Origin of the sequence: Amycolatopsis sp. cmx-4-61, from assembly GCF_046548775.1 — a bacterium.
GTDB lineage: Bacteria > Actinomycetota > Actinomycetes > Mycobacteriales > Pseudonocardiaceae > Amycolatopsis.
Window position 1 is genome coordinate 224,538 of sequence record NZ_JAEBEI010000012.1, and the last position, 23,938, is coordinate 248,475.

The window sequence follows — 23,938 nt, forward strand, 5'->3', positions numbered from 1 at the left end:
CCGCCTTTCTACCCGCTACCGCGTGTAGTAGCCCTGCAGATCGACGACCAGGTGCGTCGAGCCCGCCGAGTTGCGGACGTCGAACTGCGCGCCCGAGCCGAGGCGGACCGTCGCGGCGTTGGAGGTGTTCTCGCCCGCCATGATGTTCACGGCCGAAGGGACGTCGTTGTAGGGCAGGTCGTGCGACCAGGCGGCCAGGAACGTCGACGCGCTCGGCTGCACGCCGGTGAGGTTCAGCGCCGCGGCAGTCGCCCCGGACGGCAGGCCGGTGGCCGGCACCGTGACGATCCCGCCCGGGCCGAGCGGCGTGGGCGTGCCGTCGCGGGTGTCGAGCAGGCGGGTGGGCGTGTTCAGCGCCGCGTACCGGCTGCCCGCGTCGCCGGGGACGAACGAGCCCGCCACCGACAGCAGGGCGTGGCTCTGGCCGTGGTGGAGGAAGATGCGGATGGCGCCGTCGTCGCCGATCCGCACCAGCGACTGGGCCGCGCGGTGCTCGTTCGGCACGATGTTCAGCGTCGACGGTCCGGGGGTGCCCTGCGCGAAGACGCTGAAGAACGTGTCGGAGTCGCTTTCGGTGCCGGTGAGGTTGACGGCCACGGCGACGGCGTCGGCGGGGACGCCCGCCACGCCGCGGACCGGCACCGTCACGACCTCGCCCGGGGCCAGCCTGCCCGGGTGCCCGCCGAGCGAGGAGCGGGTGTCGAGCACCAGGTCGGGCCGGTCCTTCGGCTGGTAGGTCGACTCGCCGGAGGCGCTGTAGTAGCCGAGGTAGTCGACGATGACGTCGATGTCGCCGGCGTTGTTGCGGACCTTGATCCGGCCGTCCGGGCCGACCGGGACCACGGCCATGCCGGCGGCGGTGCGGCCGGCGCTGACGTTCACGTTGGACGTCGTGGGCAGGGTGTCGCCGTAGGCGGTCAGGAACGTGCTCGCGGTGCCACCGGTGCCGACCAGGCTGACCGCGACGGCGCTCGCGCTGACCGGCAGGCCGGGGACGGCGAGGGAGACGGATTCGCCCGCGGCGACGGGCTTCTTGTGGCCGCCGGTGTCGGTGCGGGTGTCGAGCACGCGCTGCGCGGTGGGCAGGGAGGTGTAGGCGTCGCCGCGGAGGCGGAGGCCGATCCAGGCGGCGATGTCGTCGACGCGGGTCTCGACGGTGCCCTGGCGGGTCTCGTTCGAGCCGAGGCAGCCGGCCTGCCACGAAGAGTGGTGGAGGCCGGCGAGCTCGACGACGCCGTCGTGTTCGCGCAGGAGGGGACCACCGGCGTCGCCCAGGCAGGTGGTGGCGGTCGCCGGGTCGCCGAGGACGGCGAGGGTGGTGGCGGTGACGCCCTGCACGGAGACGGGGGCGGTGTGGAGCCTGTCGGGCACCCATTCGGTGGCGGTCCGGCCGTAGCCGGCGATGCGCAGGGACTCGTTCTGGACGGGCGCGGCGGTGCCGATGGCGACGGGCGTGACGTCGGCGACGGGCGCGGCGAGCTTGGCGAGGGCGAGGTTGCGGTCGGCGCGGAAGAGGAGGTCGACGACGGCACGTTCGGTGCCGGCGGTGCCCCGCTGCCCGACGATGGCCTTGGTGGCGAGCTTCGGCGGACCGGCCTGGGCGGCGTTTTCGGGGAAGCAGCTGGCGGCGGTGACGACCCACTGCGGCGCGACCAGGGCGCCGCTGCAGCCGTGGACGCCGCCGACCTCGATCTTGGTGGCGAAGGCGTAGGCCCCCTCGGCGGCGGGAGCACCCCCGGTGACGGCGGCCGCGGGAACGGCGGCGATCAGGCAGACGGCGGCGGCGAGCGCCACGGCTTTTCCGGGCACGGTGAAGACACCCTTGACGGGCGGCATGGATCCCCCTGTGGATCGGACTTTCGGGCGCGAACGGGAAAAGCCACGGTCACCCCGCACCAAGGACCCCCCGTTCCTGGTCGGGCCGATGCTAGCGGGTTGCGTTGACGGGTGGCCAGTAGCCGGAAGCCCGGTGTGGAGGGGTTGAGCCGAACGGACGATCAAGGGGAGGGGCGGGGATGACGGCAGGCGGAATCGCTGCGGGGCAACGGATGCGGCGCAGCCGGTCCGGGCGCGCGGGCGCGCCGGGGCGCGCGCGGGTGTGCCGGGGCATGCGAGTACACCGGGCACGCGGGCACCTCGACACGAACTCCCCGCTCGGCTGCTCTGTCTCCCTCCCCGCCCCACCCCCGCCCGGCCGCACCTACCGCGTCACTGCGCCTTCGCCGACACGCAGAACTCGTTCCCCTCCGGGTCCACCAGCACCGTCCACGCCAGGCCCGGCACCTCGTGCTCCTCCACCTCCTTCGCGCCCAGCCCCACCAGCCGCTTCACCTCTGCCTCGCGGTTGTCGCTTCCGAAGTCCACGTGGACCCGGTTCTTGCCCGCTCTCGGCTCCGGCACCCGCTGCAGGGCCAGCGGCAAGCCGCCGTCCGCCGGGGCCAGGATCAGGAACTCGCCCTCGTAGTCCTGGGTCACCTCGGTACCCAGCGCCGCCGTCCAGAACTTCGCCAGTTCCCGCGGGTTCGTGCAGTCGATCGTGATCATGCCCATCCGGATTGCCATGCCCGCCAAGCTAGCGGCCACCACCGACAAAACCGGCCGCGAGTAACCCGTTGGATTCACGGCCGGGGGGTTGACTACCCTGAGCGGGACTTTCACACCCGCCCGGAGCAGGGAGCCCCGCAGTGATCACCAGGACTTCGTCGTTGTTCCTTCGCACGTTGCGCGAGGATCCGGCGGACGCCGAGGTACCGAGCCACCGGCTCCTGGTACGCGCCGGCTATGTCCGCCGGGTCGCCCCGGGCGGGTACTCCTGGCTGCCGCTCGGCCTGCGCGTCCTGCGGCGCATCGAGGCCGTCGTGCGCGAAGAAATGAACGCCATCGGCGCGCAGGAGATCCAGTTCCCCGCGCTGCTGCCCAAGGAGCCCTACGAGGCCACCGGCCGCTGGACCGAGTACGGCGATGGCCTCTTCCGCCTCAAGGACCGCAAGGGCGCCGACTACCTCCTCGGCCCCACGCACGAGGAGCTCTTCGCCCTCACCGTCAAGGGCGAGTACAGCTCGTACCGCGACTACCCGGTCACGCTGTACCAAATCCAGACCAAGTACCGCGACGAAGCCCGCCCGCGCGCCGGCATCCTGCGCGGCCGCGAGTTCGTCATGAAGGACTCCTACTCCTTCGACCTCGACGACGAGGGCCTCGCGCGCTCCTACCAGGCCCACCGCGACGCCTACGTGAAGCTGTTCGACCGCCTCGGCCTCGAGTACGTCGTCGTCAAGGCGACGTCGGGCGCCATGGGCGGCTCGGCGTCCGAGGAGTTCCTCGCGGTCGCCGAAACCGGCGAGGACACCTACGTCCGCAGCACCGAGTCCGGGTACGCGGCGAACGTCGAAGCCGTCGTCACGCCCGCGCCGCCCGCGCAGCCGATCGAAGGCCGCCCCGAGGCGCAGGTGCACCACACGCCGAACACGCCGACCATCGAGTCGCTGGTCAACTTCCTCAACGACGCGAACCTGGGCCGCACGTTCACCGCCGCGGACACGCTGAAGAACGTCATGCTCAAGACGCGCCGGCCCGGCTCGGCCGAGTGGGAGCTGGTCTGCGTCGCGGTCCCGGGCGACCGCGAAGTGGACATGAAGCGCCTCGAGGCATCGCTGGAGCCGGCCGAGGTCGCGCTGCTCGACGAGGCCGACTTCGCGAAGAACCCGTTCCTGGTCAAGGGCTACATCGGCCCGAAGGCGCTGCAGGACAACGGCGTGCGCTACCTCGCCGACCCGCGGATCGTGCCCGGCACCGCCTGGGTCACCGGGGCCGACAAGGTCGACCACCACGTCATCGACCTGCTCGCCGGCCGCGACTTCACCCCGGACGGCACCATCGAGGCCGCCGAGGTCCGCGAGGGCGACGCGTCGCCGGACGGGCACGGCACTCTCGTCGCGGCGCGCGGCATCGAGATCGGGCACATCTTCCAGCTCGGCCGCAAGTACACCGACGCCTTCGAGGTCGACGCGCTCGGCCCGGACTCGAAGCCGATCCGGATCACGATGGGCTCCTACGGCGTCGGCGTCTCGCGGCTGGTCGGCGTGCTCGCCGAGCAGAACCACGACGACCTCGGCCTGATCTGGCCGCGGGTGGTCTCGCCGTTCGACGTGCACATCGTCATCGCGGGCAAGGACGAGACGATCGCGGCCGGCGCCGAGAAGATCGCCGCCGACCTCGACGCGGCGGGCATCGAGGTCATCCTCGACGACCGCAAGGCGACCCCCGGGGTCAAGTTCGCCGACGCCGAGCTGGTCGGCGTGCCGACCATCCTGGTCGTCGGGCGCGGCCTGGCCAACGGCGTCGTCGAGGTCAAGGACCGGCGGTCGGGCGAGCGCGAGGAGATCGCGGTCGACGCCGTCGTCGAGCACCTGGGCAAGCTCGTCCGAGGCTGATGAGCCGGCGTTCCGAAGACGTGACGCCGGAGTACGAGGACGCGCCGCGCGCGCGGCCGAAGCGGATCCGGCCGAGGGCGAAGCAGCTGAAGTGGCGGCGGGCGCCGTGGTTCGGCCTGGTGTTCATCGCCCTGGTCGCCGGCGTGCTGAACGCGCTCGGCGCCGGCAAACAGCACCCGGCGTCGTCCTCGCCGGCGTCGCCGCTGGTGGTGACGCCGTCGCCGCGCGCGGTGGTCCCCGCGGCGGTCGCGGGCTGGCAGGCCGTGGCGGGCCGCGACGGCTCGTACGCCTACGACGTCCCGCCGAACTGGCGGCCGTCGCCCGAGGCGCAGCAGCGCTGGGCCGGGATCACCCTGGTCACGAGCGCGTTCCTGGGCGACTGCGGCCGGACGCCGCCGGCCGGGGCGGGCGTCGCGACCGAGCCGCTGGCCGACCTCGACGCGGCCGCGCGCAAGGCGGCCACGGACGTGGCAACGGGCGCGTACGGCGGGACACCCGACGTGCCCCCGGGCACGAGCGCGCAGGTCACGAAGGCCGACGGCACGGCCGTCCCGGCCCGGGTCGTGGTCGCTTCGGTGACCTCGGCACCCACCGGGGAGTGCGCGGCGAAGCACGCGCTCGTGGCGGCGATGGCCTTCGGCGACGGCTCGGGAGCGTCGGGTGTCGTGGTGGCGTACGCGGACACCGACCGGGCGGGCCCTTCGGTGCGGGAGGACCTGGAGCGGATCGTGCGCAGCTACCGGTTCGTCCCGGCGGCGGACCGGGGGACGACGACTCCGCCGCCGACGACGTACCGCTGACCCACCGGGAGCGGACCGCGCCGGCCGGCGGATCAGCGCGTCCGGGAGCTGCTGACCAGCTTCGCCAGCTGCCGCAGCCGCACGTCCGGCAGGTACGCCCGGCTCAGCGCCAGCCCGATGCGCGGGAGGTCGGCTTCGTCGCGGAAGGCCAGGTACAGCGGGACGTGCCGCGGCTGGAACTTCGCCTTGAACGCGTGCAGGGAACGGAATCCGTAGTACGGCTCCATCACGCGGCCCAGCGACTCCAGCGCCCGGTCGACCGGCCGCGCGGAGAAGCCGGTGCCGCTGCGGGCCAGCGGCGCACCCGACAGCGAGACGAACCGCGCGCCCTCCTCGCGGAACGCCAGGCAGGCCGACGCGATGAGGAACTCCATCACCGGGCGGAAGCCGTGGGCGCTGCGGCGCATGATGTCCAGCGTCCAGCCGCCGATCGTGCCCGCGCCCGTGTGGACCGGCAGCCACGACGTCACGCCGTGGACCGTGCCCTCCGCGTCGACCGCCAGGCCGACCCGGGTCGCCGGGTCCATCGCCTCGTCGAGGCCGCCGAGGGTGAAGCCCATCTCCGGCATCGCCTTGCCGGACATCCACTCCTCCGACAGCGCCCGGACCTGGGCCAGGATCGGTTCCGGCTGGTCGGCCAGCCGGACGAGCCGGAACTCGATGTCCTGCTTCGCCGCCTTGTTCAGCGCCGAGCGGACGTCCTGCCACGCCTTGCCGCGGAACTCGAGGCCGTCGAGGTCCAGGACGTTGTCCTCGGCCACCTGGACGTGCTGCCAGCCCAGCTCGCGCGTCGCCGCGACGGTGGCTTCGGTCGCCGAGAACACGCACGGCACCAGGCCGGAGTTCTCGCACATCGCGGCGAATTCGGTGACCGTGGCCGCCGCGGTGCCGTCCGGGGCGATCGGGTCGCCGAGCGCGACCGCGACCCCGGCGTGCCGGCGGTAGGCGAGGTAGGAACGGCCGTCCGCGCGGACGAAGTAGGTGTTGCGCGGCCAGGTCGTCATCCACGACAGCGTGCTGCCGCCGTGGCGCCCCAGCAGGCTGCGGGCCAGCGCCGGCCCGGGACCCTGCGCGTGGCGCCGCAGGCGGCGTCGCGAAGGCACGCGGAAGGCGTGCCGCGCGGCGATCAGGACGCCCAGCTCGACCGTCCACAGGAGATTGTCCACGAAGAACAGCGGCAGGCCGGCGGTGTCGTAGTCGCCGCCGAAGATGTCGGCCACCCCGAGCAGCGTCGCGACGGCGAGCCCCTGGACCGTCACGAACGCCGAGAGCGCGACGGACCAGCGCCACGCGACACGGCTGCCCTTGCGCAGCCCGTTGAGCATCGGCACGACCAGCAGGACCAGCACGCCGAGCTCCGGGGCCGACAGCGAAACGCCGTCGTCGGAACCGAACGGGCCGTCGCCGGGCACCAGGAACATCACGATTTCGGCGATGGTGAGCAGCAGCAGGCCGGCCACCGCCAGCACGCGCCACTCGCGCAGGTTCGGGGCCGCCTGCGCCCCCACCCGGCGCGTGCCCACCAGGCGCTTGCCGAGCGGGAGCGCCAGCAGCAGCGCGAAGAAGTGCACGAGGTCGGCCAGCGTGCCGACGTAGACGATCGCGACACCGGCGTACACGCACAGCCCGGCCCGCAGCCGCAGCGCCCACGGCGGCCGCAGCGTCGCGCTGGCGATCGCCACCGCGGCGAGCGCGCCGCCGGAGAAGCCGACGTCCAAGCTGCCCGCGACCCGCTCGGCCCACAGCCAGCCGGAGTTGCGGGACAGCGCGAGGAACTGGGTCGCCACGAGCACCGAGACCAGCTGGCCGCCGATCGTCACGGCCATCGCGCGCCGCGTCCCCAGCTTCCACTCGGCGAAGCCGGCGAAGAGCGCGAAGCTGCCGACCATCGGGAGGTAGTACCACGGGATGACGGCGAAGAACGGCCCGGTCAGCATTGTCCACCACCGGCCCGCCTCCAGCGACGGCAGCCCGTAGGCGACGAACGGGTAGGCCGCGCGGTCCTCGGCGGCGTTCCACAGCGCCCCGGTCGCGACGGCCAGCACCAGCATCGCGAGCGTGATACCGCTGGTGAACGGCAGCCGCCGTCTCAACACCGCAACCGTGTTCCGGATGCGGCCCCCTCCGGCGGGCCCGGCCGCCGCCCCTGCGTCAGTCATGGGAAGAGTCTGTCGAGTTCCCGCGCCGCGGACATCGGGCAAGGGAACGACTTTTCCCCTAGGGGTATCCTCCTTTCGGCTGAGTGCAGGCCCCCTCCGAAGGACGACTTTCAGCCGAGGACGGCCCGGCGGACCGCGTCGGTGTCGGTCAGGTCGGGCAGCACGGTGTGCGCGCCTTCGGCCGCGAGCTCCTCGGCGGAGTAGTGCCCGGTGGCCACGGCGACGGACACCACGCTGTTGGCCACGGCCGCCCGGACGTCGTTCGGCGTGTCGCCGATGACGACCACCGCGTCGGCGCCGAACTCGGTGCCGTGCTTGGCCCCCGCCAGCTTCACCGCGTGCGGGACCAGGTCCGGACGGTGCACCGACAGCGTGCCGTAGCCGCCGATCTCCAGGTCGAGGTGCTCGTCGAGGCCGAACGCGGCGAGCTTGTGCCGGGAGATTTCCGGCAGGTTGCCGGTGACGAGCGTCTGGACGACGTCGCCGTCGGCGGCGAAGGAGCTCAGTGCTTCGGCCGCGCCCGGCAGCGCGCGGGCGGTCTCCGGGAAGGTGTGCCGATGGCGTGCGGACTCCGCCACCAGGGCCCGGAACAGCGCCTCGATCGTCTCCTCGGCGGCCTCGAAGCCGTTCGCGGTGAGCAGGTCGGTCGTCGTCGCGCGTTCCGTGCGCCCGCCGAACACCGGCCGGACCTGCAGCGTCGCTCCCGTGGCGGCCGTGAAGGCGGTGCCGTACCAGGTCGAGCCCAGTTCGGTGAAGTCCACGAGCGTGTGGTCGATGTCCCAGAGCACCAGCCGCTTCTTCGTCACGGGTCCGAGGTTACCGGCGCACTATTCAACAAGCGTTGACTTCCCGGCGGCCGGGTCGTACCTTGAGGCGTAATTCAACGAGTGACGAATAAGTGGAGGCAGTGATGACCCGTCCCGCAGGGGCCCTCGCCCTGGTCGCCGCCGTGGCCGGCGCGCTGGTGGCGGTGGTGCTCGGATTCCTCACCTTCGGCGCCCAGGCCACCGTCGCGCCCGACGGCGTCCCGGTCGCCGTTGCCGGCCCGCCGGAGATCGCCCAGCGCATCGCCGCCCACGGCGGCGGCCAGCTCGCCTGGACCGTCGCCACCCCGGCCGAAGCGCGGCAGCTGCTGGAGGACAAGAAGGTCTACGGCGTGCTCGAACTCGCGCCCGGACCGGCCGTGACCGTGGTGACGTCGGGCGCGGTCAACCCGGCGGGCACCCAGGTCGCGCAGCAGGCGCTGACCGGCGCCGCGACCGCGCTGGCCGGGCCGCCGAAGCAGGAGGTCCTGCACCCGGTGGGGCTCGCGGGCCGGGTCGCGCCGCTGGCCGCGAGCGCGCTCGCGTGGATCGGCGCGCTCGTCGCGGGCCTCGCGCTGACCCAGCTCGCGAAGCGGACCGGCCGCACGCTCGGGGCCGGCGCGCGGTTGCTGCAGGTCACCGGGGCCGGTGTGCTCATCACGGCGGTCGTGGCCGGGTTCTTCGCCCTGTGGGACTCGACGCTGCCGCTGACCGCGGGCGTCCTCGGCTTGGTCTTCCTCGCCGCGACGGCCTTCGCGGCCCTGCAGGCCGGGCTGCTGCGCCTGCTGGGCCTGCGCGCGATGGCCGTCCTCGCGCCGCTGTACCTGGTCGCGCCCGCGGTGGCCGGGCAGGTGCCGGAGCTGCTGAACCCGGCGTACCGCGCGCTGCTGTGGTCGTGGACGCCGTTCCGTTTCTCCACCGAAGGCCTGCGCAGCCTGCTGCAGGGCGCGCCGGACGCGCCCGACGTGACGACCGCGCTGTGGGTGCTCGGCGTCCTGCTGGCCGCGGGCCTGGTGGTGACCCTGTGGCCGGCCCGCTCAGCCCGCCAGGAGGCTGAACCGCACCTTGCGGACGGGGTTGTCGAGGTTGGTGTCCACTAGGCAGATCGACTGCCAGGTGCCCAGGGCCAGCACCCCGCCGAGCACCGGGATCGTCGCGTAGGGCGGCACCAGCGCGGGCAGCACGTGGTCACGGCCGTGACCCGGGCTCCCGTGCCGGTGCCGCCAGCGGCCGTCGCGGGGCAGCAGCTCGTCGAGCGCGGTCAGCAGGTCCTCGTCGCTGCCGGCGCCGGTCTCGAGGACGGCCAGCCCGGCGGTGGCGTGCGGGACCCAGACGTGCAGCAGCCCGTCGGCCGCGTCGGCGTCGCGCAGGAAGGCTTCGGCTTCGTGGGTGAGGTCGTGGACGACGGCTCCGGAGCCGGTGCGGACCTCGATCTCGGTGGAGTACATGAGCCCCAGCCTAAGGAATCGCGGGCTCCTTCGCGGGTTCGTTGACGCTCATCGAGCCGGGCGCGAGCGGGTCCCGAGCGCCCCAAGGCGGCCTTCGGTGCGTCAGACGCACCCAAGGCGGCCTTCGGTGCGTTGAATCCACCGGGCTCACGAATCCAGGTAGCGCAGCACCGCGAGCACGCGGCGATTGTCCCCTTCGGACGGTGGTAGGCCGAGCTTGCCGAAGATCGACGTCACGTACTTCTCCACCGAGCCGGGCGAGAGGAACAGTTCCGCCGCGATCGCGGAGTTCGAGCGGCCCTCGGCCATCAGGCCCAGCACTTCGCGTTCCCGCGGGGTGAGCCCGCCGAGAGCGTCGGTCCGGCGGGTGGCCGAGAACAGCTGGCTCACGACTTCGGGGTCGAGGACCGTTTCGCCGTCCGCGACCCGGCGCAGCGCGTCGAGGAAGTCCGAAACCTCGGCGACGCGGTCCTTGAGCAGGTAGCCGACCCCGCCCGCGCGGTCGGCCAGCAGCTGGGCGGCGTACTTCGTCTCCACGTACTGGGAGAACAGCAGGATCGCGCAGGCCGGGACCTCCCGGCGCAGCGCGATCGCCGCCCGGAGGCCTTCGTCGGTGTGCGTCGGCGGCATCCTGATGTCCACAATGGACACGTCCGGCCGGTGGCCGTCGACCGCTTCGCGCAGCGCGTCGGCGTCCTTCACCGCGGCGACGACCTCGTGGCCGCGGAAGGTCAGCAGCTCCACGAGCCCGTGCCGCAGGATGGTGGAGTCCTCCGCGATGACGATCCGCATCCCGCGACCCTAGCGGGGCAGCGGCACCCGCGCGGTCACTTCGGTCGGACCGCCCGGCGGACTGCTGACGAGCAGTTCGCCGTCGACCGTCCGCAGCCGTTCGGCGACGCCGGCCAGCCCGCCACCCGGCACGATCCGGGCGCCGCCGGGGCCGCTGTCGCGCACGCGCAGCCGCAGGACGTTCTGTTCCTCGGTGACTTCGACCAGCGTCGTCCCGCCGTGCTTGGCGGCGTTCGTGAGCAGCTCGGCGGCGCTGAAGTAGACGATGGTTTCCAGCGACGGCGGCGGCCGGCGCGGCAGGTCCACCCCGACCCGCGCGTCGATCCCGGACGTCGCGACGAGCGTGGCGAGGGCGACGTCCAGTCCCGCGTCCAGTGCGGCCGGGTGGATGCCGCGGGCGAGGTCGCGCAGCTCGGTCAGCGCCTGCTTGGCGTTGGCGTGCGCCGAGGTGACCAGCTCCTTGACCTGCGGGAGGTCGACCTCGGCGAGTTCGTCCTTGGCCAGCCCGAGCTTCATGGCCAGTGCGACGAGCTGGGCCTGCGCACCGTCGTGCAGATCGCGTTCGATCCGCCGCAGCCGCAGGGCGGCGTCCTCGACCGCCGTCGCCCGGCTCGCCTCGAGGTCCCGCACCCGTTCGGAGAGCTCGCGTTCGCCGAGCAACCCGACGACCAGCAGCCGGTCGAGGGCGACGAAGGCGTGCGTCACCCACGGAAGCACCACCAGCACCAGCAGCCCGGACGCCGACCAGGCCAGCGCACCGGCCCAGCCGACGGCGTGGATGCCGAAGGGCATCCGGCGTTCGCCCAGCGGGAACCAGAGGAAGGAGTAGGTGGTGGCGGCGAGGCCGTAGAAGGTCGCGGTGAAGACGGTGAAGAGACCGGCGACGGTGAGGGGGAGGCGCAGCAGCAGGTACCCGGCGGCGCGCCAGCCCGCGGCGTCGCCGACGCGGGCCTTGACCCAGCTCCAGAGCCCGGGTTTGAGCTCGGGCCGCCGCGGGGCGGGCACGCTGACGCCGAGCAGGTGTTTCGCGAGCGCGCGGTGGGCGGCGCCGAGACCGCGGGCGTAGAGGAGGGCGCCGGCGAGGACGAGGAACCCCAGCAGGACGGGGGTGAGCCAGAGCCCGAGCGCGAGCAGCGCGAGGAAGCTGAACAGGGAGAAGACGGTGAGCGGGCCGGCGAGCCAGAGCCAGAGGTACTCGGCCCGGAAGTCCCGCGAGGCGAGGGGGCCGAAGACGCGGTGCAGGGGGTGCGGTGGGTCGAGGGTGGTCACGGGTTCAGTTTCGCCGGGGGCGGGTGGTGCGCCCATCCGGTTTTCCCCCGGGTTCGGCCCGGGAAGACCCCAAGGGGTGAAGTCTGCGGGGTTTTCGGGTTCGGGCTGGGGAACGCTCCCGTGGGGAAGTCCGCGGGGGCGGCGCTGGAGGTCGCCCCGGCCGTGCCGGACGAGTCATCCACAACCCCGGGAGGGTGGGGATGGCTCGCCCGACGCACCGCTCACAGCGTGTCCGGGTCGTCCTCCCGGGCCCGCTGGGCCGCTTCCCGCATCTCGATCACGTCGGTGAGCCACTCACCCGTCTCGCGGGCGATGTCGCGGACCGCGCCCGTGATGATCGACGCTATGTTGCCGACGTGCGTCGCCGCTGATTCGGTGATCACCTGCAGGGTGTCCTTCTCGCGCTCGAACTGGCCCACCATGTCACCCTCACGCTGCTCGGAGCTGCCGGTCGGGTTCCACGGTAGCCGGGGACTGCGGGACGGGCAGGGCCAGCTTCACGATCTTCTTCGCCACCGACCACAGCTGCTTGCGCAGCGGGCCCGTGTGGTACGGCAGGCCGTACTTCTCGCAGATCGCCCGCACCTCGTCCGCGATCTGCGGGTACCGGCGCGCCGGGATGTCCGGGAACAGGTGGTGCTCGATCTGGTGGGACAGGTTGCCGCTCAGGATGTGGAACAGCGGGCCGCCCGTGATGTTCGCCGAACCCAGGATCTGGCGCAGGTACCACTGCCCCCGCGACTCCTCCGAGGTCTCCTCCTCGGTGAAGCTTTCGACGTCCGCCGGGAAGTGGCCGCAGAAGATGATCGCGAACGCCCACAGGTTGCGGGTCAGGTTCGCCGTCGCGTTGCCGAGGAACGTCAGCGGCGCCAGCGGGCCGGTCAGCAGCGGGAACAGCACGTAGTCCTTGCCGACCTGCCGGGAGGCCTTCCGGACGATCTTCTTCAGCACCGGGACGTTGTCGGCCCAGCTCCGCGAACCCTTGACGACGTTCTCGACCTCGAGGTCGTGCAGCATCACGCCCCACTGGAAGAAGATCGCCAGCAGCGTCGCGTACACCGGGTTGCCCAGGTAGTACGGGTGCCACTTCTGGGCCGTGTCCATCCGCAGGATGCCGTAGCCGACGTCGCGGTCCTTGTCGACGATGTTCGTGTACGTGTGGTGGATGTAGTTGTGCGAGTGCCGCCAGTTCTCCGCCGGCGCCACCGTGTCCCACTCGAAGCGCTGCGAACTCAGCGCCGGGTCGCGCGTCCAGTCGTACTGGCCGTGCATGACGTTGTGGCCGATCTCCATGTTGTCGAGGATCTTGGCCAGCGACAGCGCGCCGACGCCGGCCAGCCACGCCGGCGGGAAGAACCCGGCGAACAGCAGCGCCCGCCCGGCGACCTCCAGGCCGCGCTGGGTCTTGATGATGTCGTGGATGTAGTCGACGTCCTCCTGGCCCAGGTCGTCGACGATCCGCTGCCGCAGCGCGTCGAGCTCGCGGCCGAACTCCTCGACCTGTGCCGGGGTCAGTCGGTCCTGCAGACCGGTCATGACAATCTCCTCTGACTCACTAAGCGTCGATCTCGACGTCCCCGACCGGGACGGAGATGCAGAGCTGGATTTCTTCGTCTTCGTCGCCGGAAACCTCGCCGGTGCGCGCGTTGCGGACGCGCCCGGCGGTCTTCAGCTGCGTGCAGGAGAAGCAGATGCCCATCCGGCAGCCGTGCTCGGGCGAGAGCCCGGCTTCCTCGGCCTGCTCCAGCAACGGCTTCCCCGAATTGGCGCATTCGCGACCGCTGCGCTTGAATCGCACCCGGCCTTCCGCGTCCGCCGTGTCGAAGGTCAACGCCGGCGGCGTGAACTCTTCGGTGTGCACGCGTTCACCCAGTTCCGCGCGAACCGCGTCCATCAGCGGCTTCGGGCCGCAGACGAACGCCTCCGCGTCGCGGAACCACGGTGCGACCCGCTCCAGGTGCTCCGGCGCGAAGAACCCGGTCAGGTCGCCACCCGTCGAACCGGTGTAGGCGTGCACGACCCGCAGGCCGGGGTGCCGGGCGGCGAGTTCGGCCAGTTCGGTGCGGTACAGCGCGTCGGCCGGGCCGTTCGAGTACTGCACGAACACGATCTCGCCCGGGTGGCCCTCCGCGACCAGGGTGCGGGCCATGGCGAGCACCGGGGTGATGCCGCTGCCGCCCGCGATCAGCAGGAGGCGGTCCGGGCGCGCCGCGGGCAGCGTGAACGTGCCGTCCGGAGTGGACAGATTCACGACCGAGCCGACGCCGATCGCGCGGTTCAGGTGGCCGGAGACCAGGCCCTGCTCCTTGACCGTGAACTCCAGTTCGCCGTCGTACTGCGAACCGCAGGGCGAATAGCAGCGCGTGCGCCGGACGCCGTCGATCTCGACTTGCATGCGGACGTACTGGCCGGCGGTGAAGCCGGGCCACGCGCGGCTGGGCTTGACGGTGAGGGTGACGGTGCCGGGCGTCTGCTTGCGCACCGCCGTGACCAGCCCGCGGATCTCGCGGCGGACGAGCATCGGGTCGACGAGCTCCAGGTACCGGTCCATCCCGTGCGGCGTCAGCAGCGCCTCGGCCAGCGAGGCGAGGCCGCGCACCCGCCGGGGGATGAGCGCCGTCATCTCCGAACCTCCTCGGTTACAGTGAACGACTGTGCACTCAATAGTGCACTGCAGGAGTGGACACGCTGTCAACGCGAGACGCGGAGGATGTGACGTGAGCAACGCGGTGGACACCCGTACGCTGGAGTCCGTGTCCGAACCCCTGACGCCGGTGAGCCGCCAAGAGCGCAAATTGCGCACGCGCCAGGCACTGCTGGACACCGCCCTGGACCTGCTGGCCGACCGCCCGTTCGCCACGCTCTCCCTGCGCGAGGTCGCGAAGGGGGCCGGTCTCGTCCCCACGGCGTTCTACCGGCACTTCGCCTCGATGGAGGAACTCGGCGTCGCGCTCGTCGAAGAGACCACGCGCACGCTGCGCGGGATGATCCGCTCCGCCCGCACGGACCGGGACAGCTACCAGGGGATGATCAGCGCATCGGTGACGACGTTGCACCACTTCGTCCGGGCGCACGAGGACCACTTCCGGTTCCTGACCCGCGAGCGGTACGCCGGCGGTTCGCTCGCCGAGGCGATCGGCGTCGAACTGCGCCTGTTCTCCGGCGATCTCGCGATCGACCTCGCCCGGTTCCCGAAGCTGCGCGAATGGAGCACCGAAGACCTGCACATGCTGGCCGACTTGATCGTCTCCGTGATGCTGACGACCATTGTCGAACTGCTGGAAGCCCGCCCGGGTGACGACGCGAAAATCACCGGAACGGCGGAAAAACGGCTGCGTCTGGTGCTGCTCGGCGTCCCGCACTGGAAAAGCAGCTGAACGGTTCCTGCCCGCACTCGTATCTTCTGGCACAACCGCGAGACTTGCGACTCACGTCACTGGGGACTGTCGGTCCGACGTGGTACAACCCTCGGATCGTGCCTCGCCGATGAGGAGGTCGTGTGACGGACAGCGAACAGAGTCAGCAGCTCACCGTGGGTGTGGTGGCCGAATCACGCCCCGGGGAGCGGCGGGTGGCCGTGGTGCCCAAGCTCGTCGGACGGCTCGTGCAGCGCGGGCTGCGCGTCGTCGTCGAGCCGGGCGCCGGATCCGGTGCGCACCTGAGTGACGACGCGTACACCCGAGCCGGCGCCGAACTCGGCGACGCGTGGGGTGCCCCGATCGTCGTGAAGGTCAACCCGCCATCGCCGGGGGAAGTCGCGAAACTGGGCCGGGGTGCCGTCCTCGTCGGTTTCCTCGATCCGCGCGGCAATCCGGACGGCCTCGCGAAGCTCGAAGAAGCGGGCGTACGCGCTTTCGCGATGGAGGCGATCCCGCGGATTTCCCGGGCACAGGCGATGGACGCGTTGTCGTCGCAGGCCAGCATCGGCGGGTACCGGGCGGTGCTGCTCGCCGCGCAGAAGCTCCCGCGGTTCTTCCCGATGCTCACCACCGCCGCCGGCACCGTCCCACCGGCCAAGGTGCTGGTGCTCGGCGCCGGCGTCGCCGGCCTGCAGGCGCTCGCCACGGCGAAGCGGCTCGGCGCGCAGACCACCGGCTACGACGTCCGGCCCGAGGTCGCCGAGCAGGTCAAGTCGCTGGGCGCGCAGTTCCTCGACCTGGGCATCGAAGCGGTCGGCGAAGGGGGGTACGCCCGCGAGCTGACGCCGGAGGAGCGCGAGGAGCAGCAGCGGCGGCTCACCGAAGCCATCACGAAGTTCGACGTCGTGATCACCACCGCCCTGGTCCCGGGCCGCAAGGCGCCGACGCTGGTCACCGCGGACGCCGTCAAGGGCATGCCGGCCGGGTCGGTCGTGGTCGACCTCGCCGGCGAGACCGGCGGCAACTGCGAGCTGACCAAGCCGGGCGAGGACGTCGTGGAGCACGACGTCACCATCTCGTCCCCGCTCAACCTGCCCGCCGAAATGCCTTCGCACGCCAGCGAGCTGTACGCGCGCAACGTCGTCGAGCTGCTGGAACTGCTCGTGACGAAGGAAGGCGCGCTCGAGCTGAACTTCGAGGACGAGATCGTCGCCGGTGCCTGCGTGGCCGGGCGCGAAGGGAGCGCGTCGTGAGTCCGTTGGTGCAGAACCTGGCCGTGCTGGTGCTCGCCGGGTTCGTCGGCTTCGCCGTCATCTCGAAGGTGCCCAACACCCTGCACACGCCGCTGATGTCCGGCACCAACGCCATCCACGGCATCGTGCTGCTGGGCGGCCTGGTCGTGCTCGGTCTCGGTGTCGACGGCGTGTTCAACAAGATCCTGCTGGTGATCGCCATCGCCTTCGGCACGATCAACGTCGTCGGCGGCTTCCTCGTCACCGACCGGATGCTGTCGATGTTCAAGGCGAAGAAGCCCGCACCGGCCGATGAAGAGGAGACGAAGTGACCGACTTCATCGCGATCCTCTACATCATCGCGTTCGCCCTCTTCATCTACGGCCTGATGGGCCTCACCGGCCCGCGCACCGCGGTCCGCGGCAACTGGATCGCCGCGGTCGGCATGGGCATCGCCGTCGTCGCCACCCTGCTCACCCCCGGGATGAGCAACTGGCTGCTCATCGCCCTCGGCGTCGGGATCGGCGTCGTCGTCGGCGTCCCGTCGGCGCGCAAGGTCAAGATGACCGCGATGCCGCAGATGGTGGCCCTGTTCAACGGCGTCGGCGGCGGCGCGGTCGCGCTCATCGCCTGGGTCGAGTTCAACTCCACCGACGGCTACGCGCACGAACCGGTGTACATCGCGATCGCGTCGCTGTTCGCCGCGATCATCGGCTCGATCTCCTTCTGGGGCTCGAACGTCGCGTTCGGCAAGCTCCAGGAGCTGATCAGCGGGCGGCCGATCACGCTCGGCAAGCTGCAGCAGCCGGTCAACCTGCTGCTCCTGGCGATCGCGGTCGTCTGCGCGGTGCTCATCATCGCCGGCAACGACAACGAGCTGCTGATCATCGGGCTGCTGGTCGCGGCGGGTGTCCTCGGGCTCACCGTGGTGCTGCCGATCGGCGGCGCGGACATGCCGGTCGTGATCTCCCTGCTCAACGCGTTCACCGGCCTGTCGGCCGCGGCGATGGGTCTCGCGCTGGACAACACGGCCCTGATCGTGGCCGGCATGATCGTCGGCGCGTCCGGTTCGATCCTGACCAACCTGATGGCCAAGGCGATGAACCGGTCCATCCCGGCGATCGTCGCGGGCGGTTTCGGCGGTGGCCCGGCGGTGGCGGCCGGCGGCGGGACGAAGGAAGCCCGGCCGGTGCGCTCGACCAGCGCGGCCGACACCGCGATCCAGATGGCGTACGCCAGCAAGGTCGTCGTGGTCCCCGGGTACGGCATGGCTGTGGCCCAGGCCCAGCACACCGTCCGCGAGATGGCGAAACTGCTCGAGAAGAAGGGCATCACGGTCGCCTACGCGATCCACCCGGTCGCCGGCCGGATGCCGGGGCACATGAACGTGCTGCTCGCCGAGGCCGACGTGCCGTACGAGCAGCTCAAGGAAATGGACGAGATCAACTCCGAGTTCGCCCAGACCGACGTCGCGCTGGTGATCGGCGCGAACGACGTCACGAACCCGGCCGCGCAGACCGACCCGAGTTCGCCGATCTACGGGATGCCGATCCTCAAGGTCAACGAGAGCCGGTCCGTGATCGTCCTGAAACGCGGGATGAGCTCCGGCTTCGCCGGGATCGACAACGACCTGTTCTACGATCCGAAGACCAGCATGCTCTTCGGGGACGCCAAGTCGTCGGTGGGCGAAATCGTGGAGGAACTCAAGGCGCTATGACGACCGGGTCGGATGTTCGTGCGGCGTTCACGGATCCGGCCGAGAATCTCGCGTTCGACGAAGCGCTCCTCCGGGTTGCGCCCGAGTCACCGGTGCTGTGGCTCTGGCGCAACCCGGTTTGCGTCGTGGTGGGGCGCGGGCAGCGGGTCGCGCGCGAAGTGCGGATCGACGAGTGCGTCCGCGACGGTGTCCCGGTGCTGCGGCGGGCCAGTGGCGGCGGCACGGTGTTCCACGACCCGGGCAACCTGAACGTCACCCTGGTCCTGCCGGGCCCGGCGGACCGGCCCCTGGAGGCGCTCGGCCAGGTGATGAGCGCCGCCGTCGACCAGCTGGGGCTGGTACCGCGGATCGGCGACCGCGGGCTGTTCGTCGACGACGCGAAGTTGTGCGGGTTCGCCGTCTTCCGCACCAAGACCGGCCTGCTGGCGCATTCGACGCTGCTGGTCGAGACGTCGGCCGGGCTCGTCGGCCGCTACCTGACCAGCGCGCCGCCGGACCCGCGGCCCCTCGACTCGCACCGCAGCCCGGTGGCGTCCCTGGCCGAGCACGGCCTGCGGCCCGGGTTCCCGGCGGTCGAGGCGGCCGTGCGGGCGGCGGCGTCGCAGCTGCTCGGGACGCTCGTGCCCCGCCCGCCGTCCGCGGCCGAGCTGGCGCGGCAGCGGGCGTTGCTGCACACCCGCTACCGCTACCCCTCCTGGCACACCGACGGCGCCCAGCGCGCCGCTTGACTGTCCTATATGGACTTACTCGGCCGCCGAGAACGTGACGGTCGGCACCTTGCGCGCGGCCGCCCGGGTGCTCTTGGGTTCCGCGGCCTTCTTGGCGCGGGCGGGCTTCGGGGACTCGGCCTTCGCTCCGGTCGTCTTGGCCGTGGTGGCCTTCGTCGCGGTGGCCTTCGTCGAGGTGGCCTTCGCTTGGGCGGACGCGGTCTTGGCGGACGCGGTCTTGGTGGGCGCAGCCTTGGCTGGCGCAGACTTGGCCGGCGCGGTCTTGGTGGCGGCGGTCTTGTCCGAGGCGGCTCTCGCGGTCTTGGCGGGCGTCTTCTTCGCGCCGGGGACGAGCCGCGGGCGGTTCTTGCGGCCGCCGGTGCGGCGCCCGGCGTCGGCGTAGCGCTGCAGCAGCACGCGCAGGGCCTCGGCGTTGGCGAAGGAGAGGTCGATGTCGTAGTCGATGCCGTCCAGGCCGAACCCGACGGTCTCCGCCGCGGGCTCACCGGTCAGATCATCCAGCACCTGCACAGCCGTGTTCTTGGCCACGACAAACCTCCCGTGCTCGAACGTGTGATGTGTTCGTGCGCACCGGGACCGACGGCACCCGGTGCCGCCGAAAACTTGCAGCTTCCTGACGGAGGATAGCCGCTGGCTTGCGTGATCCCGCGTAGTGGTGTGCGCTGAAGCCATGGCTGCACAGACTTTTGACGTAGTGGTGATCGGTGCCGGTCCGGTGGGGGAGGTGGCCGCCGAACGGGCGGCCCGCGGAGGCCTGAAGGTCGCCCTCGTCGAGCACGAACGCTTCGGTGGTGAGTGCTCCTACTGGGCCTGCATCCCGAGCAAGGCGTTGCTGCGGCCCGGAAATCTCCTCGCCGCCGCGAAGCGGGTGCCCGGCGTGCCGGTCGGCGACCGGATCGACCCGGCGGCGGTGTTCGAGCGCCGTGACTGGTTCACCGGCAAGGGTGACGATTCGGGACAGGTCGACTGGGCGCGCGGCGCCGGCATCGAGCCGATCCGCGGGCACGGCGAGATCACCGGTGAGCGGGAGGTGACGGTCGGCGGCGACCGCGTGCTGACCGCGCGGCACGCGGTGATCGTCTGCACCGGCAGCGTGCCGAGCACCCCGTCGATCCCGGGGCTCGACACGATCCGGCCGTGGGGTTCGCGGGAAGCGACGTCGGCCTCTTCGGTGCCGCCGCGGCTCGGCGTCCTCGGCGGCGGCGTGGTCGGCGTCGAGATGGCGCAGGCGTTCGCGTCGCTCGGCTCGGAGGTCCACCTGGTCATCAGCGGCCCGCGTCCGCTGCCGCGCAACGCGTCGTTCGCGGGCGACCTCGTGCTGCAGGGGCTGCGCGACGCCGGTGTCGAGGTGCACACGGACTCGGGTGTTTCCCAGGTCGCCACCGGGGACTCCGGGACGTCGCTGACGCTGAAGGACGGTTCGACGGTCGTCGTCGACGAGTTCCTGGTCGCGACCGGCCGCCGTCCCGCGACCGCCGGGCTCGAGCGCTTCGGCATCGAGCCCGGGCAGCCGCTGGAGGTGGACGACACCGGCCGGGTGTCCGCAGTGGACGGTGACTGGCTGTTCGCGGCCGGCGACGTCACCGGCCGGGCGCCGCTGACCCACCAGGGCAAGTACGGCGCCCGCGCGGCGGGCGACACGGTGGCGGCGCTGGCCGCGGGCAAACCGGTGTCCTCCGAGGCGTGGAGTCCGTTCACGGCCACCGCCGACCACCACGCGGTCCCGCAGGTCGTGTTCACCGACCCGGAGGTGGCGGCGGTCGGCCTGGCGGACGCGCGGCCGGGCTCGGCCGACCGGGTCGTCGACATCGACATCGCGGTGGCGGGCTCGTCCCTGCACGCGGACGGCTACACGGGCAAGGCCCGGATGGTCGTCGACACGGAACGGAACGTGCTCCTGGGTGTGACGTTCGTCGGCCAGGACGTCTCGGAGCTGCTGCATTCGGCGACGATCGCGATCGTCGGCGAGGTGCCGCTGGACCGGCTCTGGCACGCGGTGCCGTCGTTCCCGACGATCAGCGAGGTGTGGCTGCGGCTGCTGGAGGCGTACGGGCTCTGAGGGGTCAGTGGGCGGGCAGGTCGAGGGCGGCCTTCGCGGCCCTGACCAGGCCGGGATCGTCCGCAGTGGACGGTCCCGGCGCCCACACGGCCTGCACGAGCCGGACGGAGGAGCCGTCGAGCTTGCTGGCGTAGGCGGCGTTCTCGAACCGCGGGGCGGGGGTGGCGCCCCACTGGCCGGTCTCGCTCGCGAGATCGAGGATGCCGCCCCCGCCGGGCGTGTCGGCGGCGGCCTTGAAGGCGGCGGCCTGCCCGGCGTCGGGGAAGGCGACGATCCCGACGGTGACGGCCCCGGCGCGCCCGTCGATGGTGGCGGCGTAGCTGGCGCGTTGCACGCCTGAGCAGCTGGTTCGCTGCAGGCTGGCCTGGGCGTCGCCGAAGGCGTGCGAGGCACACCGCTGATCCCCGGCGGCGGCGCGCAGAGCGAACTGCAGGCTCCGCACGGGAGTGCTGGGCGGCGGCGCGGCCTTCGAGGTGGTCGCGGGCGGCGGCGCCGGAGCCGGCGCGGCGGCGGTCCGCCCCCCGGTGGTGGCCACGGCAATGGCGGCGACGACGAGCAGGGCGAGCGCCCCGATGGCGGCCAGGGGGAGCCAGCGGACGGTCCGTGAGGTGGTGGCGGGCTCGGCCTCGGGCCGCGGGCGCGGGAAGGGCTGCGGGCGGTTCGAGGGCGCTTCGGGTGAGGCGGGTTTCGGACCGGCCGAGGGCCGCGGCAGGGGCACGGCTCGGGGCGGTCCGGGTTCGGCGGGGTGTGGGCGGGGACGCTCGGGCTGGGTTTCGGTGGTCGGCGTTGCGGTGGGTTCGGGGGCTGGCTGGGTTTCGGTGACCTGCGATGCGGTGGGTTCGGGGGCTGGCTGGGTTTCGGCGACCTGCGATGCGGTGAGTTCGGAGGCTCGCTCGGTTTCGGTGACCTGCGATGCGCTGGGTTCGGGGGCTGGCTCGGCTTCGGCGGTGACCTGCGATGCGGTGAGTTCGGAGGCTCGCTCGGCTTCGGCGGCCTGCGATGCGCTGGGTTCGGGGGCTGGCTCGGCTTCGGCGGCCGAGGCCTCGACCGGCTCGCTGCTCGGCGAGGGAAGGCGAAGGTTCTCGGTCCGCTCGGCCTCGGCGGCGGAAGATTCGGACGGTTCCGCGGTCTCGGGGCCGGAGAACACCGGGGTGTCTGCGGGGGCCGCCTGCTCCGAGGCGGGCGCGGGAAGCACCTCGGTGCGGTCTGCTTCCCCCTCCGCGGGTGCGCCGACCGGGTGCGGTGAAGAATCGGCGGAGTCGGCCGGTTTCTCGGCAGCTGGTACCTCGGGCGCGCCGCCTTCGGGAATCTCGGTGCCCGGGAACACCGGCCGCGCCGAGGGAACTGCGGGGACCTCCGGCGCGGGAGACGAGAGCACCTCGGTGCGTCCGGTTGCGGAAGCAGCCTCCGCCGCCGAGCCGCCAGTGGGCTCCGGCTCGGCTTCCACCGGGGGTTCGGTTCGCCAGTCGGTCGCAGCCGGGACCGAGGCCGCCGCCGGGACCGAGGCCGCCGCCGGGCCCGAGGCCGCCTCCGCAGCCGGGCCCGAGGCCGCCGCCGCCGGGATCGAGGCCGCCGCAGCCGGGGCCGCCGCAGCCGGGGCCGCCGCCGCCGCCGCAGCAGCCGAGGCCGGGGCCGCCGCCGGGGCCGGGGCCGGGGGATCGTCCCAACGGGACTCCGGGGGCGCGTCATCGGTCAGCCTGCTGAACCCTTCGCCCAGCAGCACCTCGTCCGACAGCTCCGGGGCCGACGGCGCCAGTCCGCGGATCAGGGCCCGGACCTGGTCCACCGACCTCGGCCGGTGGGCCGTCGCCAACGACACCGTGGCCGCCAGCATCGTCGTCGGGGTCGGGTGCAGGACGCGGACCGGGCCCGCCAGGTCCGCCGCCGGCTGGTCGACCGTCTCGACGTACGGTCCCACCGCGATGATCGTGCCCACCGGGGCCGCTCCCGGCACCAGTGCCGCGATCCGCTTTTCGCACGCCTGCGACCGGTCCAGGGCCTCCGTGGCCGGGTTCACCGAGTCGTCGTCCGCGACCAGGGGCCAGCCGTCCGCCTTCCAGGGGCCGCCCAGGGGTGCCTCCAGGCGCAGGGCCGGGTCCGGCAGGTCCACGCCGATCACGATGATCACGCCGTGGGGGAGCAGGACCACCGCCTCGATCGGGCGGTCCGCCACGCCGTCGACACCCACGCCGTCGACACCCACGCCGTCGACACCCACGCCGTCGACACCCACGAGGTCGACACCCACCAGCGCGATGCCGCCGATCACGGTGCCGCCGCGGCCCAGGGACGCCAGTGCCGCCCGGATGTCGTCCGCCACCCGGGACTGCTGCCGCTCCAGGCGCACCAGTCGCACCGCTGTCCCTCCCTGCTCGTCGTTCCGGGTCAACACGCTAGCGCGCCCAGCGCAATCAGCCGCGCGACACGGGCGCGCCGCGGCGCTTGCCCTCCGAAAGTGGGGCGGCGGGTGACTTGTGGTGTTCATGTGGCCAAACGGCACGGTTGGGGTGCAGAATGTGCTACAACGCATCGGAGGCGGCATTCGGGAGCCGCGCTGAAGCCGTTCCGCAGCTCGAGACAGGGCGTAGGGGAAGACGTCCCTCGTCGAGCAACATGCGGAGGTAGCAGTGAGCACCCGTGGCAGCACCCGAGGTGTGGTGTACGTCCACTCGTCGCCGTCTGCGGTGTGTCCGCACGTCGAGTGGGCCATTTCGGGCACCCTGGGTGCCCGCGTTGACCTGAAGTGGACGGCGCAGCCGGCCAGTCCGGGTCAGCTTCGCGCCGAGTGCGGCTGGCGCGCGCCCGCGGGCACCGGCGCCAAACTGGCGGCCGCGCTCAAGGCGTGGCCGATGCTCCGGTTCGAAGTCACCGAAGAGCCCAGCGCGGGCGTCGACGGCGAACGGTTCTGCTTCGCGCCCGGCCTCGGCCTGTGGCACGGCCGGACCAGCGCCAACGGCGACATCGTGGTGGGCGAGGACCAGCTGCGCGCGCTCGTCAGCATGACCCGCGGCGGCGAGTCCCTCGCGCACAAGCTGGACGAGCTCCTGGCCGCGAGCTGGGACGAGGCGCTCGAGCCCTTCCGCCACGCCGGCGACGGCGCGCCGGTGACCTGGCTGCACCAGGTCGGCTGAGCCGCGGG

General features: G+C 72.3%; 22 protein-coding genes. 10 read left to right on the plus strand and 12 right to left on the minus strand.

The genetic code is table 11. From position 1 onward, the window contains the following. Nucleotides 1-15 precede the first annotated feature (15 nt). Both ACLJOU_RS29935 and ACLJOU_RS29940 read right to left on the minus strand, forming a co-directional pair. Nucleotides 16-1,836, minus strand: coding sequence for a S1 family peptidase (locus ACLJOU_RS29935; protein ID WP_410571919.1), 1,821 nt, complete (start codon nt 1,834-1,836; stop codon nt 16-18). A 372-nt stretch (nt 1,837-2,208) separates the two neighbouring features. Further along, nucleotides 2,209-2,562: a VOC family protein gene (locus ACLJOU_RS29940; RefSeq protein WP_410571920.1), complete on the minus strand. Its 354-nt coding sequence runs from the start codon at nt 2,560-2,562 to the stop codon at nt 2,209-2,211. Between the two features lie 122 nt (nt 2,563-2,684). On the opposite strand from ACLJOU_RS29940, the gene ACLJOU_RS29945 reads away from it, so the two are divergent. Next, entirely contained in the window at nt 2,685-4,433 is a 1,749-nt protein-coding gene (locus tag ACLJOU_RS29945) for a proline--tRNA ligase (protein WP_410571922.1), read from the plus strand. Further along, nucleotides 4,433-5,233 (plus strand): hypothetical protein, encoded by an 801-nt coding sequence (locus tag ACLJOU_RS29950; protein ID WP_410571923.1) that lies wholly within the window; start codon nt 4,433-4,435, stop codon nt 5,231-5,233. Before ACLJOU_RS29945 ends, ACLJOU_RS29950 begins: the two co-directional genes overlap by 1 nt. Before the next feature lie 32 nt (nt 5,234-5,265). On the opposite strand, the gene ACLJOU_RS29955 is transcribed toward ACLJOU_RS29950, so the two are convergent. Both ACLJOU_RS29955 and ACLJOU_RS29960 read right to left on the minus strand, forming a co-directional pair. After that, nucleotides 5,266-7,392 carry a bifunctional lysylphosphatidylglycerol flippase/synthetase MprF gene (locus ACLJOU_RS29955; RefSeq protein ID WP_410571924.1) on the minus strand — a complete coding sequence of 709 codons (2,127 nt, stop codon included), beginning with the start codon at nt 7,390-7,392 and terminating at the stop codon, nt 5,266-5,268. A 110-nt stretch (nt 7,393-7,502) separates the two neighbouring features. Further along, on the minus strand, nt 7,503-8,198 hold the full coding sequence (locus tag ACLJOU_RS29960; RefSeq protein WP_410571926.1) for an HAD family hydrolase: 696 nt from the start codon (nt 8,196-8,198) through the stop codon (nt 7,503-7,505). A 104-nt stretch (nt 8,199-8,302) separates the two neighbouring features. Between ACLJOU_RS29960 and ACLJOU_RS29965 the strand changes: the two genes are divergently transcribed. Then, nucleotides 8,303-9,295 carry an ABC transporter permease gene (locus ACLJOU_RS29965; protein ID WP_410571928.1) on the plus strand — a complete coding sequence of 331 codons (993 nt, stop codon included), beginning with the start codon at nt 8,303-8,305 and terminating at the stop codon, nt 9,293-9,295. Here the strand turns inward: ACLJOU_RS29965 and ACLJOU_RS29970 are convergent. The 6 genes from ACLJOU_RS29970 to ACLJOU_RS29995 form a co-directional block, all read right to left on the minus strand. Beyond that, the gene (locus ACLJOU_RS29970; protein ID WP_410571930.1) at nt 9,233-9,643 is read right to left on the minus strand and encodes a secondary thiamine-phosphate synthase enzyme YjbQ; all 411 of its coding nucleotides are present in this window, start codon (nt 9,641-9,643) and stop codon (nt 9,233-9,235) included. The two genes, ACLJOU_RS29965 and ACLJOU_RS29970, sit on opposite strands and share 63 nt — an antisense overlap. A gap of 147 nt (nt 9,644-9,790) precedes the next feature. Then, entirely contained in the window at nt 9,791-10,435 is a 645-nt protein-coding gene (locus ACLJOU_RS29975; RefSeq protein ID WP_410571932.1) for a response regulator transcription factor, read from the minus strand. A 9-nt stretch (nt 10,436-10,444) separates the two neighbouring features. Further along, the gene (locus tag ACLJOU_RS29980) at nt 10,445-11,740 is read right to left on the minus strand and encodes a sensor histidine kinase (protein WP_410571934.1); all 1,296 of its coding nucleotides are present in this window, start codon (nt 11,738-11,740) and stop codon (nt 10,445-10,447) included. 185 nt (nt 11,741-11,925) lie between these two features. Next, entirely contained in the window at nt 11,926-12,126 is a 201-nt protein-coding gene (locus ACLJOU_RS29985; protein ID WP_410571936.1) for a hypothetical protein, read from the minus strand. 7 nt (nt 12,127-12,133) lie between these two features. Continuing rightward, nucleotides 12,134-13,240, minus strand: a complete 1,107-nt coding sequence (locus ACLJOU_RS29990) for a fatty acid desaturase family protein (RefSeq protein WP_410571938.1) — start codon at nt 13,238-13,240, stop codon at nt 12,134-12,136. A gap of 19 nt (nt 13,241-13,259) precedes the next feature. Beyond that, the gene (locus ACLJOU_RS29995) at nt 13,260-14,327 is read right to left on the minus strand and encodes a ferredoxin reductase (RefSeq protein ID WP_410571940.1); all 1,068 of its coding nucleotides are present in this window, start codon (nt 14,325-14,327) and stop codon (nt 13,260-13,262) included. 94 nt (nt 14,328-14,421) lie between these two features. Here ACLJOU_RS29995 and ACLJOU_RS30000 point away from each other — a divergent pair, with 94 nt between their 5' ends. The 5 genes from ACLJOU_RS30000 to ACLJOU_RS30020 all read left to right on the plus strand — a co-directional run bounded on the left by ACLJOU_RS30000 (nt 14,422) and on the right by ACLJOU_RS30020 (nt 18,740). Then, nucleotides 14,422-15,081, plus strand: a complete 660-nt coding sequence (locus ACLJOU_RS30000; RefSeq protein WP_410571942.1) for a TetR family transcriptional regulator — start codon at nt 14,422-14,424, stop codon at nt 15,079-15,081. 122 nt (nt 15,082-15,203) lie between these two features. Further along, nucleotides 15,204-16,316, plus strand: a complete 1,113-nt coding sequence (locus ACLJOU_RS30005) for a Re/Si-specific NAD(P)(+) transhydrogenase subunit alpha (protein ID WP_410571943.1) — start codon at nt 15,204-15,206, stop codon at nt 16,314-16,316. Between the two features lie 5 nt (nt 16,317-16,321). Continuing rightward, a complete protein-coding gene (locus tag ACLJOU_RS30010) occupies nt 16,322-16,627 on the plus strand; it encodes an NAD(P) transhydrogenase subunit alpha (RefSeq protein ID WP_033261827.1) in 306 nt (101 codons plus the stop codon). Further along, entirely contained in the window at nt 16,624-18,012 is a 1,389-nt protein-coding gene (locus tag ACLJOU_RS30015; protein ID WP_410571945.1) for an NAD(P)(+) transhydrogenase (Re/Si-specific) subunit beta, read from the plus strand. The genes ACLJOU_RS30010 and ACLJOU_RS30015 overlap by 4 nt, the downstream gene beginning before the upstream one ends. Beyond that, nucleotides 18,009-18,740, plus strand: a complete 732-nt coding sequence (locus ACLJOU_RS30020; RefSeq protein ID WP_410571947.1) for a lipoate--protein ligase family protein — start codon at nt 18,009-18,011, stop codon at nt 18,738-18,740. Before ACLJOU_RS30015 ends, ACLJOU_RS30020 begins: the two co-directional genes overlap by 4 nt. Nucleotides 18,741-18,755: 15 nt before the next feature. Here the strand turns inward: ACLJOU_RS30020 and ACLJOU_RS30025 are convergent, their stop codons facing one another. Continuing rightward, complete coding sequence (locus ACLJOU_RS30025) at nt 18,756-19,268, minus strand: histone-like nucleoid-structuring protein Lsr2 (RefSeq protein WP_410571949.1); 513 nt, start codon at nt 19,266-19,268, stop codon at nt 18,756-18,758. A gap of 142 nt (nt 19,269-19,410) precedes the next feature. Here ACLJOU_RS30025 and ACLJOU_RS30030 point away from each other — a divergent pair, with 142 nt between their 5' ends. Then, on the plus strand, nt 19,411-20,799 hold the full coding sequence (locus ACLJOU_RS30030; protein ID WP_410571951.1) for a dihydrolipoyl dehydrogenase family protein: 1,389 nt from the start codon (nt 19,411-19,413) through the stop codon (nt 20,797-20,799). A gap of 4 nt (nt 20,800-20,803) precedes the next feature. Here ACLJOU_RS30030 and ACLJOU_RS30035 read toward each other — a convergent pair whose 3' ends face one another. Beyond that, complete coding sequence (locus ACLJOU_RS30035; protein ID WP_410571953.1) at nt 20,804-23,155, minus strand: hypothetical protein; 2,352 nt, start codon at nt 23,153-23,155, stop codon at nt 20,804-20,806. Nucleotides 23,156-23,426: 271 nt separating this feature from the next. Between ACLJOU_RS30035 and ACLJOU_RS30040 the strand changes: the two genes are divergently transcribed. Continuing rightward, nucleotides 23,427-23,930 (plus strand): DUF3145 domain-containing protein, encoded by a 504-nt coding sequence (locus ACLJOU_RS30040; RefSeq protein ID WP_360265473.1) that lies wholly within the window; start codon nt 23,427-23,429, stop codon nt 23,928-23,930. Nucleotides 23,931-23,938: the final 8 nt, after the last annotated feature.